Raw genomic sequence first — 18131 nt, forward strand, 5'->3', positions numbered from 1 at the left:
TTATCCCTGAAAAAGAAACCAGGCGGTGTAAACCGCCTGGACTGTCGAATGAAGTTCGCTAAAGCTTAGCAATAGTTGCTTAAAACTTCAGTAACTTAGTCTATTTTATTAAACACGCGCGCCAGGCGTCCGGTGCCGCTTGCGCCGACCGGCGACTCATCCGCGCCAATAAAGGCCGATTCGCCCGCTTTCAGCACCAGCGTTTGCTCACCTTTGCTGAGCACCGCTTCACCCTCGATACAGAAGATAATCGCCGCGCTCTGCTGCGCCAGCGGCGTTTCGTGGGTAGAGAGGTCGTGCAGCGAGAAGGCAAAATCCGCGACCGGGATTGGGAAATCGAGGGCGGCATCGTTACGAACCGGTTGCGTCAGCAGCTCATCGGCGGCCTTCGGGGTGAATTTTACGTTCGCTACCAGTTCCGGGATATCGATATATTTCGGCGTTAACCCAGCACGCAGCACGTTATCGGAGTTGGCCATCACCTCCAGCGCCACGCCCTGCAGGTAAGCGTGCGGCGTTTCCGCGAAGAGGAACATCGCCTCGCCAGGATTGAGTTTGACCACGTTGAGCAGCAGCGGCGAGAAGAGGCCGCTGTCGTCCGGGTAGAACTCCGCAATGGTGCGGATGGTGTTCCATGGCTCGCCATGCTCTTTATCAAGCACCGACTTCAGTACCGCCAGCGCGCGGGATTTCTCCTCGTTCTGCATATTGAGCAGCGCGGCAAAAAGCTCGCTCAGGCGATCGGCACCGGGGGCCTGCAGGAAGTGAGCAATGGCGGGGTGCGCACCGGCGACCGGTTGCAGCAGTGAGACAATGTCAGAGAACTCGCGAAACGCGTTCATCGCCAAAAAAGGGGTGAGGGCGAAGACCAGCTCCGGCTTGTGGTTAGGATCTTTGTAGTTGCGCTCTGCGGCATCCATCGGGATACCGGCGGCATTCTCTTTGGCAAAGCCCTGCTCTGAGTTTTTCTTGTTCGGGTGAACCTGGATGGAGAGCGGCTGGTCAGCGCACAGCACTTTAAACAGGAACGGCAGTTCGCCAAAGCGTTCAGCCACGGCATCCCCGAGCAGGCGCTGCTTATCAGCCTCGATCACTTCGCGCAGCGCACGGGTTTCCCCTGCCTCGTCCTGCACTTTTGAGCTGCTCTTCGGGTGCGCACCCATCCATAACTCGGCCATTGGCAGATTGTCCGGATTGGCGATGCCGTAGAGATCCGTTAACGCAGTTTTACTTCCCCAGGCATAGTTCTGCACGGAGTTGATGAGTTTTTGCATTATCAAGCCCTTTTTGATTAGGAAAAATTATCGCGCCATTAAAGCAACAAACCCGGCGGAAGTAATCAGTGAGGGCAAAAAGTCGTACTAGTCTCAGTTTTTGTTAAAAATTTGTGTAGGATATGGCGACTCGCTTTAACACAGGCTGAGGGATCTCCTGCCTGAACAATAACCAAATCGTGCCGTAAGTGAGAGAACAATGTCGAACAAACCCTTCTGTTATCAGGATCCTTTCCCCCTCGGAGAGGATGACACCGAATACTACCTGCTAAGCCGCGACCACGTCTCCGTTGCCCAGTTCGAGGGGCAGGATATTCTCAAAGTTGACCCGCAGGCGCTGACGCTGCTGGCGCAGCACGCTTTTCATGATGCCTCGTTTCTCTTGCGCCCGGCGCATCAGCAGCAAGTTGCCGATATTCTGAGCGACCCGGAGGCAAGCGAAAACGACAAATATGTGGCGCTGCAATTCTTGCGCAACTCGGAAATCGCCGCCAAAGGCATTTTGCCGACCTGCCAGGATACGGGCACCGCCATCATCATGGGCAAAAAGGGGCAGCGCGTCTGGACCGGCGGCGGCGATGAAGCTGCGCTGGCCCAGGGCGTTTACAACACCTATACCGAAGATAACCTGCGCTACTCGCAGAATGCGCCGCTGGATATGTACAAAGAGGTCAATACCGGCACTAACCTGCCGGCGCAGATCGATCTCTACAGTGTTGACGGTGAGGCGTATAAATTCCTGTTTATCGCCAAAGGTGGCGGCTCGGCGAACAAAACCTATCTCTACCAGGAGACAAAAGCGCTTATCACCCCGGCGAAGCTGAAAAACTATCTGGTGGAAAAAATGCGCACCCTCGGCACAGCGGCCTGCCCGCCGTACCATATCGCTTTTGTCATTGGCGGGACCTCGGCGGAAGCGACGTTAAAAACGGTCAAACTGGCCTCAACCAAATATTATGATGCGCTGCCGACCCAGGGGAACGAGCATGGTCAGGCGTTTCGCGATGTGCAGCTAGAGCAAGAGCTACTGCAGGAGGCGCGTAACCTCGGCCTTGGTGCGCAGTTCGGTGGTAAATACTTCGCCCACGACATTCGCGTGATCCGCCTGCCGCGCCATGGCGCATCCTGCCCGGTGGGCATGGGCGTGTCGTGCTCCGCAGATCGCAATATCAAAGGCAAAATTACCCGCGATGGCATCTGGCTCGAGCGCCTCGAACAGAACCCGGGTAAATACATTCCTGAAGCACTGCGCCAGGCGGGCGAGGGCGAAGCGGTAAAAGTCAATCTTAACCGCCCGATGAGTGAGATCCTGGCCCAGCTGTCGCAATACCCGGTCTCCACGCGCCTGTCGCTAAGCGGGACGATCATCGTCGCCCGCGATATCGCTCACGCGAAGCTGAAAGAGCTAATGGACAGCGGTGAGCATCTGCCGCAGTACGTAAAAGATCACCCGATCTACTACGCCGGCCCGGCAAAAACCCCGGAAGGGTACGCATCGGGATCGCTTGGCCCTACCACCGCCGGACGTATGGACTCCTACGTCGATCAGCTGCAATCCCAGGGCGGTAGCATGATCATGCTGGCGAAGGGCAACCGCAGCAAGCAGGTGACGGATGCCTGCGCGAAGCACGGCGGTTTCTACCTTGGCAGCATTGGCGGCCCGGCGGCGATCCTCGCGCAGAACAGTATTAAACAGCTGGAGTGTGTCGCTTATCCGGAGCTGGGTATGGAAGCTATCTGGAAAATTGAGGTGGAGGATTTCCCGGCGTTTATCCTCGTGGATGACAAAGGTAATGACTTCTTCCAGCAAATCCAGTCTGGTCAGTGCGCCAGCTGCCTGAAATAGTCTATGCCGCCCTGCGGGGCGGCTTTTTCCCCCGTTTTGGCAGTTATAAAGCACGAACTTCACAACAACATTCTAAAAAGCATCAATACTTTTACCTGTTTGCAAGTGAGCCAGTCGAAAACCCTATCACTTTGTACCCAAGGAGAGAGTAATGACAACGCATCGCAGTGAGAAAGATTCGATGGGCGCGATTGACGTCCCGGCAGATAAGCTGTGGGGCGCGCAGACCCAGCGGTCGCTTAAGCATTTCCGTATCTCAACCGAGAAGATGCCGGTCTCGCTGATCCACGCCCTGGCGCTGACCAAACGCGCGGCGGCGAAAGTGAACCAGGATCTGGGCCTGCTGCCAGAAGAGAAGGCGCGCGCGATTATGGCCGCAGCCGATGAGGTGCTGTCCGGGAAACACCCTGACGAGTTTCCGCTGGCGATCTGGCAGACCGGGTCCGGCACCCAGAGCAACATGAACATGAATGAGGTGCTGGCAAACCGCGCCAGTGAGATCCTCGGCGGCGAGCGCGGTATGGCGCGCAAAATCCACCCCAATGATGACGTCAACAAGAGCCAGAGCTCCAATGATGTCTTCCCGACGGCGATGCACGTTGCGGCAGTAATTGGCGTGCGTGATCAACTCATCCCGCAGCTTGAGGTGTTGAAAAAGACCCTCAGTGAAAAAGCGACCGCCTTTGCCGACATCGTCAAAATTGGCCGTACCCACCTCCAGGATGCGACGCCGCTGACCCTCGGCCAGGAGATCTCCGGCTGGGTGGCGATGCTTGAGCACAATCTTAAACATATCGAACAGAGCTTGCCGCATCTTGGCGAGCTGGCGCTCGGCGGCACCGCGGTGGGCACCGGGCTGAATACCCATCCGGAATATGCTGAACGGGTGGCAAAAGAGCTGGCAAGCTTTACGCAACAGCCGTTCATCACTGCCCCGAACAAGTTTGAAGCACTGGCAACCTGCGATGCGCTTGTGCATGCGCACGGCGCGTTAAAGGGGCTTGCCGCATCGCTGATGAAAATCGCCAATGATGTGCGCTGGCTCGCCTCCGGCCCTCGCTGCGGAATTGGCGAAATTTCGATCCCGGAAAACGAGCCGGGCAGCTCCATCATGCCGGGTAAAGTCAACCCGACCCAGTGTGAAGCGATGACCATGCTCTGCTGCCAGGTGCTGGGCAACGATGTAGCGGTCAATATGGGCGGCGCGTCGGGCAACTTTGAACTTAACGTCTTTCGCCCAATGGTGATCCATAACTTCCTGCAGTCGATTCGCCTGCTGGCAGATGGCATGGAGAGCTTCAATGAGCACTGTGCGGTGGGCATTGAGCCGAACCGCGAGCGTATCGATCAGCTGCTGAATGAGTCGCTGATGCTGGTGACCGCCCTTAATACCCATATTGGCTACGACAAAGCAGCGGAGATTGCCAAGAAGGCGCATAAAGAGGGGCTGACGCTGAAAGCGTCTGCGCTGGCGCTCGGCTACCTGACGGAAGCCGAGTTCGACAGCTGGGTACGGCCGGAATCGATGGTTGGCAGCATGAAGCCAGCCTAATCCGCCACATAAAGGTGCAGCCGGGGAATGAGTAAAGTTAACGGCTGCGCCTGTGGTTTATAGCGGTGCTGAATGTTATCGGCGTTGTAGTCCAGCAGTTCGCCGACGTCCGGCACCGCGCCGCCGTTCTCCTCAGAGATCAGCGTGATAATCGGTGTCGGGCAGGCGTGCTGCACCTGCTTTTGCGAACCGGCGTACCAGACCCGGGCGATAGGTTGCACCTTCACCGGACGCTTGATCTTCAGCCGCGCCTTCTGCGGCAGGGCGGCGACATCGTTATACTCCTGCTGCACACGTGCCAGCCACTCTTCCCGGCTCCAGCCTGCCACCGCGCGCGGTGATTTCAGGCTCTTCTCCAGCTGCGCCAGCACCTCGTCGCGGGTGAAATTTTTAATAATGTGCTTATTGGCCCAGCCGAAACGGATGGTCGCCGGCGCGCGCAGCAGCGTCAGCGTGCGGTAGGCATTGAGGGTGATAAGCCCTGGCAGATGACGGTGCACCCACTCGAAGCGGGCAGTTGGGGCCAGCCCGGATTCAACCGTGACGATCTTTTCAAACGCCTGCTTGAGCGTATTGATAGTGTCAATACGCGCCTGCAACACCTGCAACATAGCGTCACTCCCCTGATAACAGACCACGCCCGGCAACCGGACTGCCGCTTTACTGCTGCGGTTTTCCGACTGCTGCTGAATAAAGAAGTGAGTGTAGTGGTTAAGTGCGAGGCTGGCCGCTGCTTTGCCGATATGCTGCTTCACCGCGATAGAGGGGAGTGGATCGTGCTCGGCCCCTTTGGCAATCTCCGGCAGGGTAAAGACGCGCGCGACCATCAGGCGGCACTCGCTCAGTTCAGCCTTCAGCGCCGCCAGCTCACGCTCCAGCTGGCGAAAGGTGCTGTTCAGGCGGTCAATCAGATCTAACGCGGCCATTTTTTACTCCTGTAGTTACAACATGCTAATGGTTTATAGCACAGGAGCCGGGCATTAGCCACTGTGCGTTTAAGGGTTAAGCAGGAAGCGGAAGATTATGGTAGATCGGCCACTGGAAGGTAAATTTTGCGCCGCCAAGCTCGCTCTCGCCGCAGCTGACGCTGCCGCCAAAGGCCTGGGCAATGGAGTGGACAATCGCCAGCCCTAAGCCGCAGCCGCCGGTGGCGCGATCGCGGCTCGGATCGAGGCGTACAAAGGGTTCGAAAATGCGCTCCCGTTCCGCCGGGGCGATACCGGGGCCATCATCCTCTACCGTCATGCTGGCAAGCGATCCCTGGCGCTGCAACGTCACCTTAATGGTTCCTTCACTGTAGCGCAGCGCATTATTCACAAGGTTGTCGAGTACGCGCTCCATCAGGCGCATATCGAGCGCGCCATATTCGCCGCCAGCCTGACAGTCGAGCAGTAAGCTGTGCTGCGGGTTCATGCTGCGCGCATCATCGAGATAACTGCTAAACCAGGCGGGCAGATCCGGCGTCGTTAACTGCAATTCGGTCTGCGGGCGATCGAGACGGGCATAAGTCAGCAGCTCCTCAATCAACCCCTCCAGTTGCCCGATATCGCGATTCAATGCGGTGTGTTCGGCCTCGCTGAGGTTATCGCTCATCTCCAGCCGGTAACGCAGCCTGACCAGTGGCGTACGCAGTTCGTGGGCGATGCCATCAATCAGCTGCTTTTTACTGGCAATAAGGGCATTGATATTATCCGCCATCTGGTTAAAGGCGATGCCGAGCCGTTCAAAACTGGAGGCGCTGTCAAAGTGGATGCGCTCCTCAAGATGGCCTTCGCCGAAGCGCTGGGCGGCGGACTCCAGCCGCAGCATCTCCTGCCAGTGTGGCCGCATCCAGATAAAGACCGGGAAGGCCAGCGAGATGGCAATCAGCGCCATCAGCCCCATATCCAGCAGCCGCGTTTCATGCAGGAAAAAGAGATAGGGCACCGGGCCAACCGCCAGCACGTAATGGCTGCGCGGAATGCGCTGAATAAAGGTGTACTGCGAATCAAGCGCCACGATATCACCTTCACGCAGACGCTGGGCGGCTGCCGGTTCAAGGGCGAATTTATTCATTGGCTCAACTTGCAGATCGAAAGAGAGGTTGAGATCCAGCTCTTTTAAGGTCTTTGCCCACTCATGAGGCGGAATTTCTCGCAGCTCGCTGCGCATCAGGTAGAGCGAGCTTTTCATCAAATCGTCGAGAGACTGGCGACCGGCACGCTCGGCGGTAAATTTGTAGACCAGACCGACCAGCATCGTCATCACCAGAAAGCAGACGAACAGCAGAAGGTAAAACTGGACGAACAGCTTTTTCATCGTGACACCTGGTTACGGTTTCAGTTGTCCCACGCGTGGGGCGCAAACAGATAGCCTTTGTTACGGACGGTTTTGATCCGATAGGGCTCAGTGGCGCTGTCGAGGAGCTTTTTGCGCAGGCGCGAAATCGCCACATCGACGCTGCGATCCATCCCGTCGTAGCTTACGCCGCGCAGATTTTTCAGTAGCGCATCGCGATCCATAATTTGCCCCGCGTGGGTGGCGAGTTCCCACAGCAGGTCGAAGTCGGCAGTTGAGAGTGCCACCTCAATGCCTGCCAGCAGCACCTGGCGGTTAACGGGGTCAATCGACAACGTGCCGAAGGTGATTGTTTTATGCTGTTTTAGCGATGGTACAGCAGGCTCGGCGGTCACTGCGCTGCGCTGGCGTAAATGGAGCCGCAGCCGCGCCAGCAGCACGGCGGGCGGGGTGGTTTTCAGGATATAGTCATTGGCGCCCATCTCCAGCGACAGGATATGGTTCATATCGCTATCGAGAGAGGTCAGCAGGACAATCGGGCCGTTCCACTGTTTACGCAGATCGCGGCACAGGGTCATGCCATCTTTGCCTGGCAGCATAATATCGAGCAGCACCAGCTCCGGGTTTTCCCGCGCGATCGCCTCTTCCGCACGATCGCCTCTTGCCTCGACAATCACATCCATATCGTGCTTGCCGAGGTATGCGGCAATCAGTGCGCCCACATCCGGGTCGTCTTCTACAAAAACGATCTTATTCATAAGCCATCATGATGAACAAAAACGTCAACATACACCGCCTTGATTGAACCTGCCATTACTCTTTTCTAAACGCATGCGCTTCCGCTATGCTGGCGGTCTATGTTGTTGAAGTGTTAACAGGAAAAATGATGGGTTTGCTGATTAAAGCGGCGATTGGCGCGCTGGTGGTGGTGCTGATTGGTCTGCTGGCGAAGACAAAAAACTACTATATAGCCGGGTTAATCCCGCTCTTTCCTACCTTTGCCATGATTGCGCACTATATTGTCGCCACCGAGCGCGGTGTTGAAGCGCTGCGCACCACCATTATCTTTGGCATGTGGGCGATCATCCCTTACTTTCTCTATCTGCTTTCGCTCTGGTACTTCACTGCGTTTATGCGGGTAGGCCCGGCGCTGGGCTGTGCGGTGATCTGCTGGAGCCTCAGCGCCTGGCTGTTAATTTACTGCTGGAGTCGCCTGCACTGATCTCAACGCACCAGCATCCAGGTGGCGGGCAGGGCGGCAACCAGCAGCAGGAAAATCAGTACTTTTTCGCGCTGCATCAGCGAGATGGTTTCGCTATGGGTGCTGCGGGCGTAGATAAAGACCAGCAGACCTGGGGCATAGAGCACCACCGAGAGCAGCAGGTGCATCGGGCCGGAGGCATAGAGCAGCCATAAACCGTAGAGGCAAGCCCCAACGGCGACCATGCGGTGCAGCGGACGGCGCGCGATTTTCAGCAGGAAAGCGCCAACCAGCAGATAGGGCACGAGGATCATCTCTGAAGCAATGGTCAGCAGGGTGTTATAATCCGAGCCGGTAAGCCAGATCAGCACCAGGCAGATCTGCACGCTGGCATTGGTCAGCCACAGTGAGGCCGCAGGCGCGCTCTGTTTGTTCTGGTGCGCAAAGATACGCGGGAAGGCTTTATGCGTTGCCGCCAGCAGCGGCACTTCTGCCGCCATAATGGTCCAGCTCAGGTAGGCACCGCACACGGAGATAATCAACCCCGCGGCGATCACCACTTCGCCCCAGCTGCCCAGCAGTTTTACCATCAGCCCGGCCATCGACGGGTTGCGCATCTCCGCCAGCTCGGGGCGTGCGACCACACCGAGGGAGAGCAGCGTCACCAGCAGATAGACCGTCAGCGCTGCCAGCACTGCCAGCAGCGTCGCGCGGCCCACATCCTGTTTATTACGCGCGCGGGCAGAGACGACCACCGCGCCCTCGACGCCGATAAACACCCACAGGGTGATCAGCATGGTGTTTTTCACCTGCTCCCAGACCGGCACGCCAAGCGCCACGCCGCTGAAGTCGAGGGAGAATTTATCGAGGTTAAAGGCCAGCGCTGCCAGCACGACAAACAGCCCCAGTGGAACCAGTTTCGCCAGCGTTGCCGCCAGGTTGATGCTTGCTGCGGTTTGCACACCGCGCAGCACCAGCGCATGAACAATCCACAGCAGTGCGGAGGCGCCGACGATCGACTGCCAGGTGTTGCCATCGCCAAACAGGCGCAACGACGGGCTGTCGGTGAAGAAACTGAGGGCAGAGAAGACGATCACCAGATAGGAGACATTGGCGATCACCGCGCATAACCAGTAGCCCCAGGCGGAGCAGAAACCAATCAGCTCACCAAAGCCTTCGCGGGCATAGGTGAAGATGCCGCCATCAAGATCCGGGCGGATGCGGGTCAGGATCAGCATGGCAAAGGCGAGAAGGATTATGCCGACGCCGGTGATCAGCCAGCCGATGATCAGCGCGGCGGGGCTGGCGACTTCCGCCATATTTTGCGGCAGGCTGAAGACGCCCGCGCCAAGCATTGAGCTCAGAACCAGCGCAGTTAAAGCGCTAAGGCCAAGTTTCTTTTCCATTGTTATCCTGTCAAAAAAGCAACTCATCCAGAATAATTATTTTGCCGGAGCGCATAAATATGGTGGATATCACTAAGGCGCGGAATTTTACGGAGAGTCGCCAGGGCATGCAATGAGGGCGAGGGGAATTTTGTGAAAAAGTAGATAAAACTGAAAAAAAAGGCGGCTTTCTAAGCCGCCTTTTCTCTTTGCGACGCCTTATTTATAGAGGTCGGCGCTGATGGTCATGTTGTTGCCGCTTTCAGACCACTGACGCGTGATGTGGTAATACTTCGCGCCTTTCGCGGCGGCACGTTTGGCGACCTGATAAGAGATTTCACTCATGTTGCCATAGTTGCCGGTGAACTTAACGCTGTCAAAAGGCACCATCTGCGCGGCGGTGATTTTATTCAGCTCTTCAATCTTTTTACCGTCCGGGAGCGTGACACTGTAACGACCGCCGCTTGTTGATTGCGTTTCAAAGAAACGGCCGACGCCGACGCCTGGGGTAGCATCTGACGCTACGCCCGGAATTTCAACGCGTTTCGCCTCTTCACCGCCTTTCGCCAGCGCTGCACGGCCCGCTTCGGAGTCGCGTGGAATGGCGTCTGCGCTCTGAATTACGCGTTTTTTCGCATTAGCTTTATAGATAAACGCGGTGATCAGCTGGTTGCCGCCCTGGTTGGCATCAACCTGGCGCACAATGTAAAACGCATCAGCACCTTTGGCTTTCGCCGCTTTGGTGATTGCGGCGTTCACTTCTGGCTGGGTACGATAGAAACCCTGCACCGTTACGGTATCGTAAGGCTCGAGCGCAATGGCTTTATCTTTTGGATATTCGGTTACGCCATTGATCACGCGATATGTGGGCTTATCTGCTTTTGGCGCGTCAGCTTTGTAGAGATCGGCAGTGACACGCTGATTGCCGCTGTTGTTGGCATCAGAAGTATCAACCACATAAAAGGACGCGGCGCCTTCTTTATCTGCACGTTTTGAGACGGCGTTAACCGCATCGCCAATCGCGTTAAAACGTCCGGTAATCACGATGCGATCGTACGGCTTCACCGCAGCGGCTTGCTCCGGTGTTAACTCTGTCGCGGCGTTAGCAGTAAACGCGGTTGCGGACAGAAGTGCTGACGCCAGGAGGGTGTACTTGAGCTTCATAAAAATAATCCTTCGCCTTGCGCAAACCATAAGTTGTTATTGATAAAACGTCGGTGATTATTGCATTTAAACCGCGCAACTGTCTGCGTCATTTTTTACAGAGTGTGCGTCGTCAGGGGGGTGAACGATAACCTTTGGTGATATGTTGAAAAAACAGCCCCTTGACCAGCAAAAGCGGTAAAGGTTATGACTTTTTAAAGTTAATGTAATGTTAAAAGGTGTAGTGAGCCGGAGATAAATCATGTTTTGCCGCTTCGCTTAAGCGGAATATCAGCCTTTCCACGTTAATTTAAGTCAAATAACCCTGTCAGCCCGCTTCAGCGCTTAATTTTCACGGATTAGTGCACCATTTCGCTTTTCTGAAGGTGGATCGCAGGCGTTATTTTCAGTAGGTTATAGAAAGTTTGTTACTGTTTTATTTTCCGCCCGGCGTTAATAAGCCGCCGCGTAAAACGGACAAACCATCAACTAAAACCGATGGAAGGGAAAACTATGCGTATTGGTGTACCTAAAGAGAGGTTGGCCAATGAAACCCGCGTGGCCGCTACGCCGAAAACGGTCGAGCAGCTACTAAAACTGGGTTTCACCGTCGCGATTGAGAGCGGCGCAGGCAAGCTGGCAAGTTTTGACGACGAAGCGTTTGCCCTGGCGGGCGCGACCATTGTCGAGGGGGATAATGTCTGGCATTCGGATGTGATCCTGAAAGTCAACGCGCCGCTGGAGGAGGAGATTGCGCTACTTAATCCGGGCACCACGCTGGTGAGCTTTATCTGGCCTGCGCAAAACCCGGCGCTGATTGAGACGCTGGCGGCGCGCAATGTCACAGTGATGGCGATGGACTCTGTTCCGCGCATCTCACGCGCCCAGTCGCTGGATGCGCTGAGTTCGATGGCGAATATTGCCGGTTATCGCGCCATTGTGGAAGCCGCCCACGAGTTTGGCCGCTTTTTCACCGGGCAGATCACCGCCGCTGGTAAAGTGCCACCCGCTAAAGTGATGGTGATTGGCGCAGGCGTTGCTGGCCTTGCTGCCATCGGTGCGGCTAACAGCCTCGGTGCTATCGTCCGCGCGTTCGATACCCGTCCGGAAGTGAAGGAGCAGGTGCAAAGTATGGGCGCTGAGTTCCTTGAGCTTGATTTTGAGGAGGAGGCGGGCAGCGGCGACGGTTATGCGAAGGTAATGTCTGAAGCTTTTATTAAAGCAGAGATGGAACTCTTTGCCGCGCAGGCGAAAGAGGTCGACATCATCGTCACCACGGCATTAATTCCGGGTAAACCTGCGCCGAAACTTATCACCCGTGAGATGGTTGATGCTATGCAACCGGGCAGCGTGATTGTCGATCTGGCGGCGCAAAACGGCGGCAACTGCGAATATACCGTGCCGAATCAGGTCACCACGACCGCTAACGGTGTCAAAGTGATTGGTTATACCGATCTTCCGGGCCGCCTGCCGACCCAGGCCTCACAACTCTATGGCACCAACCTGGTTAACCTGCTGAAACTGCTCTGCGTTGAAAAAGATGGCAACGTGGTGGTTAATTTCGACGATGTAGTGGTGCGCGGGGTAACGGTGGTGCGCGAAGGCGAAGTAACCTGGCCGGCACCGCCGATTCAGGTATCTGCCCAGCCGCAGGCCACACCTAAAGCCGCAGCCGCAACCGCAGCGCCGAAAGAGGAACCGAAACCGGCTTCACCATGGCGTAAATATGCGCTGATGGCGCTGGCAATTGTGCTGTTTGGCTGGCTTGCCGATGTTGCACCGAAAGAGTTCCTCGGTCACTTCACCGTGTTTGCGCTCTCCTGCGTTGTCGGCTTCTACGTCGTGTGGAACGTCTCCCATGCGCTGCATACACCGCTGATGTCAGTCACTAATGCCATCTCCGGCATTATTGTGGTTGGCGCGCTGTTGCAGATGGGGCACGGCGGCTGGGTCAGCTTCTTCAGCTTTATTGCGGTGCTGATTGCCAGTATCAATATTTTTGGTGGTTTCACCGTCACTCAGCGCATGCTGAAAATGTTCCGGAAGAACTAAGGGGTAACAAATGTCTGGTGGATTAGTTACAGCTGCATACATTGTTGCCGCGATCCTGTTTATTTTCAGCCTGGCGGGGCTTTCAAAGCATGAAACCTCGCAGCAAGGTAACAACTTCGGTATCGCCGGGATGGCGATTGCGTTGGTGGCGACTATTTTTGGTCCGGATACCGGTAATGTTGCCTGGATCCTGCTGGCGATGATCATCGGTGGCGCAATTGGTATGCGCCTGGCGAAGCGCGTCGAAATGACCGAAATGCCGGAGCTGGTAGCAGTGCTGCATAGCTTTGTCGGCCTGGCAGCGGTGCTGGTAGGCTTCAACAGCTATCTCGATCACAACCCGGGTATGGATCCGGTGCTGGTGAATATTCATCTTACCGAAGTGTTTATCGGTATCTTTATCGGTGCCGTCACTTTTACCGGATCGATTGTGGCCTTCGGCAAGCTGCGCGGAAAGATCTCCTCTAAGCCGCTGATGCTGCCGAATCGTCACAAGATGAACCTTGCCGCGCTGGTGGTTTCCTTTGTGCTGCTGCTGGTGTTTGTGCGTACCGACAGCGTCGGTCTGCAGGTGATGGCGCTGCTGCTGATGACCATCATCGCGCTGGTGTTTGGCTGGCATCTGGTGGCGTCGATTGGCGGGGCGGATATGCCGGTCGTAGTATCAATGCTTAACTCCTACTCCGGCTGGGCGGCGGCGGCGGCGGGCTTTATGCTCAGCAACGATCTGCTGATCGTCACCGGTGCGCTGGTGGGTTCGTCCGGGGCCATCCTCTCCTACATTATGTGTAAGGCGATGAACCGCTCCTTTATCAGCGTGATTGCCGGTGGGTTTGGTACCGACGGCTCCTCCAGCGGTAGCGAAGAGGAAGCGGGTGAGCACCGTGAAATCAACGCTGAAGAGACGGCGGAACTGCTGAAAAGCTCCCAGTCGGTGATCATCACCCCAGGCTACGGCATGGCGGTGGCGCAGGCGCAGTATCCGGTAGCGGAAATTACTGAAAAACTGCGCGCCCGCGGCGTGAAAGTGCGTTTCGGTATCCACCCGGTTGCCGGCCGTTTGCCGGGCCATATGAATGTGCTGCTGGCGGAAGCGAAAGTGCCCTATGACATCGTGCTGGAGATGGATGAGATCAACGATGATTTCGCCGATACTGACACGGTTCTGGTGATTGGCGCGAACGACACTGTTAACCCGGCAGCGCAGGACGATCCGCGCAGCCCCATCGCCGGTATGCCGGTGTTGGAAGTGTGGAAAGCGCAGAACGTGATTGTCTTCAAACGTTCTATGAACACCGGTTACGCAGGCGTGCAGAACCCGCTCTTCTTCAAAGAGAATACGCAGATGCTGTTTGGCGATGCCAAAGCCAGTGTCGATGCTATTCTCAAAGCGCTATAAGATTCACCCCTCACTGATACCGCTCTTCGGAGCGGTATTTTTTTGCCCGCGGTGAGGCTGGTGAGAGCGTCTATACTTCTTGCTTGATCTTTTTTATAAGGAGGAAGGATGACGTTTCTGTCACGTTTTGACTTTATATCCATCTTGATGCTGCCCTCATTCTGGATTGGTCTTGGCACGGTAGTGATTGTGACGCTGGTGGTCTACTGGCTCTTCACCCACTTACTAAAAATGGTGCTGAAAGGCGCGCACAACTGGAGTGAGAAGCAGGGTGGTGTTGGCACGTTGCAGCATGTTGTGGTGGACATGCTCAGACGCACCAGTAAATTCCTGCTCTTTGTGGCGGCGCTGCTTTTCAGCCTGCGCTTCGTTGACCTTCCCGATCACCTATTCAATACCCTCGGGCACGCCTGGTTCTTAGTGCTGGCCATCCAGATTGCGCTCTGGCTGGATCAGGGCGTGGTGTCATGGATGCGTCATCTGATGTATTCCCCTAACACCAGCAAAAACCCGGTCACCATGGTAATTGCCGGTCTGCTGCTGCGCATGATGCTCTGGACGATGATGCTGCTGTCGATTCTGGCGAACGTCGGTGTCAATATTACCGCGCTGGTAGCGAGTCTCGGGGTGGGCGGTATCGCCATTGCGCTGGCGGTGCAAACTATTCTGAGCGATGTTTTCGCCTCGCTCTCTATCGGCTTCGATAAACCCTTCGAGATCGGTGATTTTGTGGTGTTCGGCGATGTTGCCGGTACCATTGAGCATATAGGTCTTAAAACCACGCGTATTCGCAGCCTCAGCGGGGAGCAGATCGTCTGCGGCAACGCCATTCTGCTGCAACAAACGCTGCACAACTATAAGCGTATGCAGACGCGCCGTATCGTCTTCACCTTTGGTCTTGCGCTTACCACACCGCCGGACAAGCTGCGCAAAGTGGGTGAGATGGTGAAAGCCATCATTACTGAAGTGGGCAATACGCGCTTCGATCGTGCCCACTTCCTCGGCTTTGGCACCGATCGGCTGAATTTTGAAGTGGTACATATTGTGAATTCAGCGGATTACAACACCTACATGGATATTCAGCAGGAGATCAATATCCGCATTATGGAGCAGCTGGCGGCAGAAGGGATTGAGCTTGCGATCCCGTGTGTGGTAGTGAAAGGGGGGCTGGCAGTGGAAACGCCCTCCGCAGAGCCGCAGAGTGAGCAACCGGCGGTATAAAAAAACCCGCCTCGCGGCGGGTTGCTTATTCAGTCGTCTTCGTCATCATCCAGCTCAACGGGCGACTGGTAATCATCCGGTTTGATAACCAACAAATCGCAGCGCAGGTGATCGATCACCTGCTCTGCGGTATTGCCGAGAAACGCCGCGGAGATACCGGTGCGGCCAATTGTGCCAAGCACCACAATCCCGGCCTGCAGATGTTCTGCCAGATCCGGGATCACCTCTTCTGGTAACCCTTTATCGACATGCGTCATTTTCTCATCGATACCAAATTTTTGCCGTAGCGCTTTCATCGCCAGCAGATGCTGACCGCGAATGGCGTCGTTATAGACGCTTGGATCAAATTCCGGCAGCTCAATAGCAATATTGATGGGGGTGACAGGATAGGCACCGACGAGATGCACTTCAGTATGGTTGACCTGTTCAGCCAGGTGCAGGGTCTCTTTCACCAGCTTTTCATTCAGCGCGTTGTGGTAGATCTCTTCGCTGGCAAGATTAACGGCAACAACAGCGCGCCCGCCTTCTGGCCACGGCTGATCTTTTACCATCCACACCGGGCAGGGGCATTTACGCAGCAGATGCCAGTCGGTAGGGGTGAAAATTACCGATTCCAGTTTGTCATGCTGGTGGGTCATCTTCAGCAGCAGATCGTGGCCGCCGGAGAGCACTTCCTGAATAATCGCTTCGAAAGGACGGTTGTGCCATACCACTTTGATATCAATGGGCACTCCGGCGTCGAGATAGTATTTTGCCTGTTCGCGGATCCATGCGGTGCGCTGGCTGATAACCCCCTGGCGCATCGCCGTTCGTTCATCGGGGGACAGAAGGGTGGTCATCTCGTATGAGAAGTCGTAAATCGGCAAAAATGCTTTGATCCGACCGCCAATCCGTTGATGCAAATACACGGCACGTCGTAATGCGGGTTGATCGTCCTGATTAGGATCGATGGCGACCAACATATTCTGATACTTAGCCATACAGGGTCTCCTTACATCTGTCACCACTCTCTGACAGTAAAAGATAACCCATATAAGCTGAATGAAACAGCGGAAACCTTTTGCCGGATCAATAAATCAGAAAAATGTAATGACCCGGCAAAAAGGCAAAAGGCGGGGGTAAAACTCAGGCAGCGTTATGAGCGTGACCCGCCAGCTCAGAGAGCAGATCGCCGTTTTCGATGGTGATATATTTCCCTTTCACCGCCAGCATGCCGCTCTTCTGGAAACGACCCAGCAGACGACTGATGGTCTCAACGGTCAGGCCCAGATAGTTGCCGATATCGCCACGGGTCATGGTCAGACGGAACTCACGCGGTGAGAAACCACGCTGCGCAAAACGGCGCGAGAGGTTATAGATAAATGCAGCCAGGCGCTCTTCTGCGTTTTTCTTCGACAGCAGCAGGATCATATCCTGATCGCCTTTGATCTCGCCGCTCATCAGACGCATCATCTGCTGACGCAGGCTTGGCATTTTACCCGAGAGATCGTCCAACGTTTCGAACGGGATCTCACAGACCATTGAGGTCTCGAGCGCCTGAGCAAAGCTCGGGTGGTGGCCGGTACCGATGGCGTCAAAGCCCACCAGATCGCCCGCCAGATGGAAACCGGTGATCTGCTCATCACCCTGTTCGGTAATGGTATAGCTTTTGATTGTGCCCGAGCGGATAGCGTAGAGCGATTTCAGCTCATCACCTGCTTTAAACAGGGTCTGACCTTTCTGGATGGGCTTTTTACGCTCAATGATATTGTCGAGCTGATCCAGCTCATGTTCATTAAGAGTAAAGGGGATGCAAAGCTGGCTGATACTGCAATCCTGACAGTGGATAGCACAACCGCCAGACTGAATGCGTCGAATAATTCGCTTTTCCGGGATCATAGGTCTGCTCTACGCCGTAATTGATATTGGTCAATTTTAACATCTTTTTAGGGCGCACGTAAGCCTGGCAAAACGTCAATTCACCATAAATGAAACAGTGGAACGAAACGGTAAAGGCTTACTTTGACTCATGTTATTGAATTTCCACTGGTTCACTAAGGCTTTAGCGAGCGAAGTGCATGAAATGCATACCAAACCGACCTGTTTTCTCACAATAGTAAGTAACGCTCATGGCGCAGCAGCCACTCTTTACGCGCAACCCCACCCGCATAGCCGGTGAGCATGCCGTTACTGCCGATTACGCGGTGGCAGGGCACAACAATACTGATGGGATTGGCTCCGTTAGCAGCCCCCACGGCACGCGCCGCGCCCGTGCGACCAAGAATTGTCGCCAGTTGACCATAATGCATCACTTGACCGCAGGGAATGGTGCGCAGCATCTGCCACACTTCGCGTTGAAAAGGGGTACCGCCGGTTGCGGTTGGCAGGGTATCAATCACCGCCAGATCGCCGTCGAAATAGTCCTGCAATTTTTGGCTCAGCCCGCCTGGGTTGTGTGAAGCCACGCGCTGATACCCTTCGCGGCGATAGTGAATATTAAGCAGTTCAACCATCCGGGCATCGTGTTCCTCCCACTCTACGGCGCGCAGCTGAAACTGCTCATCGCAGATGACCCACAGCGGGCCAAGCGGGGTGGCGATTTTATCTTCAAGTAGGGTGAGCATCGGGCATCCTTATCGCTACACAGCGGCGATAATTTAGCAAACAAAAAAGTGCCTCACCATACCCTGAAAGGGTGGTAGTGATGGTTATCAATAAAGAAATAACACTTAAGAGGTAGTTGACACAGAAAATATAAGGTTAATAACGTTTATTAATTAAAAAAATAGAGCCTGCCGACAT

The 18131-nt window shown here is 55.4% G+C and carries 15 protein-coding genes; 6 read left to right on the forward strand and 9 right to left on the reverse strand.

Annotation, left to right across the window (positions count from 1 at the left end):
* Positions 1-95 precede the first annotated feature (95 nt).
* Complete coding sequence (gene manA / locus HF650_RS10700) at positions 96-1274, reverse strand: mannose-6-phosphate isomerase (protein ID WP_187802336.1); 1179 nt, start codon at positions 1272-1274, stop codon at positions 96-98.
* A gap of 199 nt (positions 1275-1473) precedes the next feature.
* Here manA and fumA point away from each other — a divergent pair, with 199 nt between their 5' ends.
* Entirely contained in the window at positions 1474-3120 is a 1647-nt protein-coding gene (gene fumA / locus HF650_RS10705) for a class I fumarate hydratase FumA (RefSeq protein ID WP_187802337.1), read from the forward strand.
* A gap of 151 nt (positions 3121-3271) precedes the next feature.
* Positions 3272-4672 carry a class II fumarate hydratase gene (gene fumC / locus HF650_RS10710; protein ID WP_187802338.1) on the forward strand — a complete coding sequence of 467 codons (1401 nt, stop codon included), beginning with the start codon at positions 3272-3274 and terminating at the stop codon, positions 4670-4672.
* Here fumC and tus read toward each other — a convergent pair.
* From tus to rstA, 3 genes are all read right to left on the reverse strand, one after another.
* Entirely contained in the window at positions 4669-5598 is a 930-nt protein-coding gene (gene tus, locus HF650_RS10715; RefSeq protein ID WP_187802339.1) for a DNA replication terminus site-binding protein, read from the reverse strand. The genes fumC and tus overlap by 4 nt on opposite strands.
* A gap of 76 nt (positions 5599-5674) precedes the next feature.
* Positions 5675-6970 carry a two-component system sensor histidine kinase RstB gene (gene rstB / locus HF650_RS10720; RefSeq protein WP_187802340.1) on the reverse strand — a complete coding sequence of 432 codons (1296 nt, stop codon included), beginning with the start codon at positions 6968-6970 and terminating at the stop codon, positions 5675-5677.
* Between the two features lie 20 nt (positions 6971-6990).
* Positions 6991-7707 (reverse strand): two-component system response regulator RstA, encoded by a 717-nt coding sequence (rstA, locus tag HF650_RS10725; RefSeq protein WP_187802341.1) that lies wholly within the window; start codon positions 7705-7707, stop codon positions 6991-6993.
* 128 nt (positions 7708-7835) lie between these two features.
* Here rstA and HF650_RS10730 point away from each other — a divergent pair, with 128 nt between their 5' ends.
* Positions 7836-8171, forward strand: a complete 336-nt coding sequence (locus tag HF650_RS10730) for a GlpM family protein (RefSeq protein ID WP_187802661.1) — start codon at positions 7836-7838, stop codon at positions 8169-8171.
* 2 nt (positions 8172-8173) lie between these two features.
* Here HF650_RS10730 and HF650_RS10735 read toward each other — a convergent pair whose 3' ends face one another.
* Both HF650_RS10735 and ydgH read right to left on the reverse strand, forming a co-directional pair.
* On the reverse strand, positions 8174-9556 hold the full coding sequence (locus tag HF650_RS10735; protein ID WP_187802342.1) for an amino acid permease: 1383 nt from the start codon (positions 9554-9556) through the stop codon (positions 8174-8176).
* Positions 9557-9754: 198 nt separating this feature from the next.
* On the reverse strand, positions 9755-10699 hold the full coding sequence (gene ydgH / locus HF650_RS10740; protein WP_187802343.1) for a DUF1471 family protein YdgH: 945 nt from the start codon (positions 10697-10699) through the stop codon (positions 9755-9757).
* Between the two features lie 492 nt (positions 10700-11191).
* Here ydgH and pntA point away from each other — a divergent pair, with 492 nt between their 5' ends.
* From pntA to HF650_RS10755, 3 genes are all read left to right on the forward strand, one after another.
* Positions 11192-12730, forward strand: coding sequence for a Re/Si-specific NAD(P)(+) transhydrogenase subunit alpha (gene pntA / locus HF650_RS10745; RefSeq protein WP_187802344.1), 1539 nt, complete (start codon positions 11192-11194; stop codon positions 12728-12730).
* Between the two features lie 10 nt (positions 12731-12740).
* Positions 12741-14129: a Re/Si-specific NAD(P)(+) transhydrogenase subunit beta gene (pntB, locus tag HF650_RS10750; protein ID WP_187802345.1), complete on the forward strand. Its 1389-nt coding sequence runs from the start codon at positions 12741-12743 to the stop codon at positions 14127-14129.
* Positions 14130-14237: 108 nt separating this feature from the next.
* Entirely contained in the window at positions 14238-15350 is a 1113-nt protein-coding gene (locus HF650_RS10755; RefSeq protein ID WP_187802346.1) for a mechanosensitive ion channel family protein, read from the forward strand.
* A 29-nt stretch (positions 15351-15379) separates the two neighbouring features.
* On the opposite strand, the gene uspE is transcribed toward HF650_RS10755, so the two are convergent.
* The 3 genes from uspE to ogt form a co-directional block, all read right to left on the reverse strand.
* Positions 15380-16330: a universal stress protein UspE gene (gene uspE, locus HF650_RS10760; protein WP_187802347.1), complete on the reverse strand. Its 951-nt coding sequence runs from the start codon at positions 16328-16330 to the stop codon at positions 15380-15382.
* 145 nt (positions 16331-16475) lie between these two features.
* Positions 16476-17228 (reverse strand): fumarate/nitrate reduction transcriptional regulator Fnr, encoded by a 753-nt coding sequence (fnr, locus tag HF650_RS10765; RefSeq protein WP_187802348.1) that lies wholly within the window; start codon positions 17226-17228, stop codon positions 16476-16478.
* Positions 17229-17437: 209 nt separating this feature from the next.
* On the reverse strand, positions 17438-17953 hold the full coding sequence (gene ogt / locus HF650_RS10770; RefSeq protein ID WP_187802349.1) for a methylated-DNA--[protein]-cysteine S-methyltransferase: 516 nt from the start codon (positions 17951-17953) through the stop codon (positions 17438-17440).
* Positions 17954-18131: the final 178 nt, after the last annotated feature.

The organism is Kosakonia sp. SMBL-WEM22, assembly GCF_014490785.1.
Classification (GTDB): Bacteria; Pseudomonadota; Gammaproteobacteria; order Enterobacterales; family Enterobacteriaceae; genus Kosakonia.

What these genes read in the sequence shown, in the direction of transcription:
- pntB (WP_187802345.1), top strand. Translation starts at nt 12,741, where the DNA reads ATGTCTGGTGGATTAGTTACAGCTGCATACATTGTTGCCGCGATCCTG.
- fumC (WP_187802338.1), top strand. Translation starts at nt 3,272, where the DNA reads ATGACAACGCATCGCAGTGAGAAAGATTCGATGGGCGCGATTGACGTC.
- fumA (WP_187802337.1), top strand. Translation starts at nt 1,474, where the DNA reads ATGTCGAACAAACCCTTCTGTTATCAGGATCCTTTCCCCCTCGGAGAG.
- HF650_RS10730 (WP_187802661.1), top strand. Translation starts at nt 7,836, where the DNA reads ATGGGTTTGCTGATTAAAGCGGCGATTGGCGCGCTGGTGGTGGTGCTG.
- uspE (WP_187802347.1), bottom strand. Translation starts at nt 16,330, where the DNA reads ATGGCTAAGTATCAGAATATGTTGGTCGCCATCGATCCTAATCAGGAC.
- ydgH (WP_187802343.1), bottom strand. Translation starts at nt 10,699, where the DNA reads ATGAAGCTCAAGTACACCCTCCTGGCGTCAGCACTTCTGTCCGCAACC.
- manA (WP_187802336.1), bottom strand. Translation starts at nt 1,274, where the DNA reads ATGCAAAAACTCATCAACTCCGTGCAGAACTATGCCTGGGGAAGTAAA.
- HF650_RS10735 (WP_187802342.1), bottom strand. Translation starts at nt 9,556, where the DNA reads ATGGAAAAGAAACTTGGCCTTAGCGCTTTAACTGCGCTGGTTCTGAGC.
- tus (WP_187802339.1), bottom strand. Translation starts at nt 5,598, where the DNA reads ATGGCCGCGTTAGATCTGATTGACCGCCTGAACAGCACCTTTCGCCAG.
- HF650_RS10755 (WP_187802346.1), top strand. Translation starts at nt 14,238, where the DNA reads ATGACGTTTCTGTCACGTTTTGACTTTATATCCATCTTGATGCTGCCC.
- fnr (WP_187802348.1), bottom strand. Translation starts at nt 17,228, where the DNA reads ATGATCCCGGAAAAGCGAATTATTCGACGCATTCAGTCTGGCGGTTGT.
- pntA (WP_187802344.1), top strand. Translation starts at nt 11,192, where the DNA reads ATGCGTATTGGTGTACCTAAAGAGAGGTTGGCCAATGAAACCCGCGTG.
- rstB (WP_187802340.1), bottom strand. Translation starts at nt 6,970, where the DNA reads ATGAAAAAGCTGTTCGTCCAGTTTTACCTTCTGCTGTTCGTCTGCTTT.
- rstA (WP_187802341.1), bottom strand. Translation starts at nt 7,707, where the DNA reads ATGAATAAGATCGTTTTTGTAGAAGACGACCCGGATGTGGGCGCACTG.
- ogt (WP_187802349.1), bottom strand. Translation starts at nt 17,953, where the DNA reads ATGCTCACCCTACTTGAAGATAAAATCGCCACCCCGCTTGGCCCGCTG.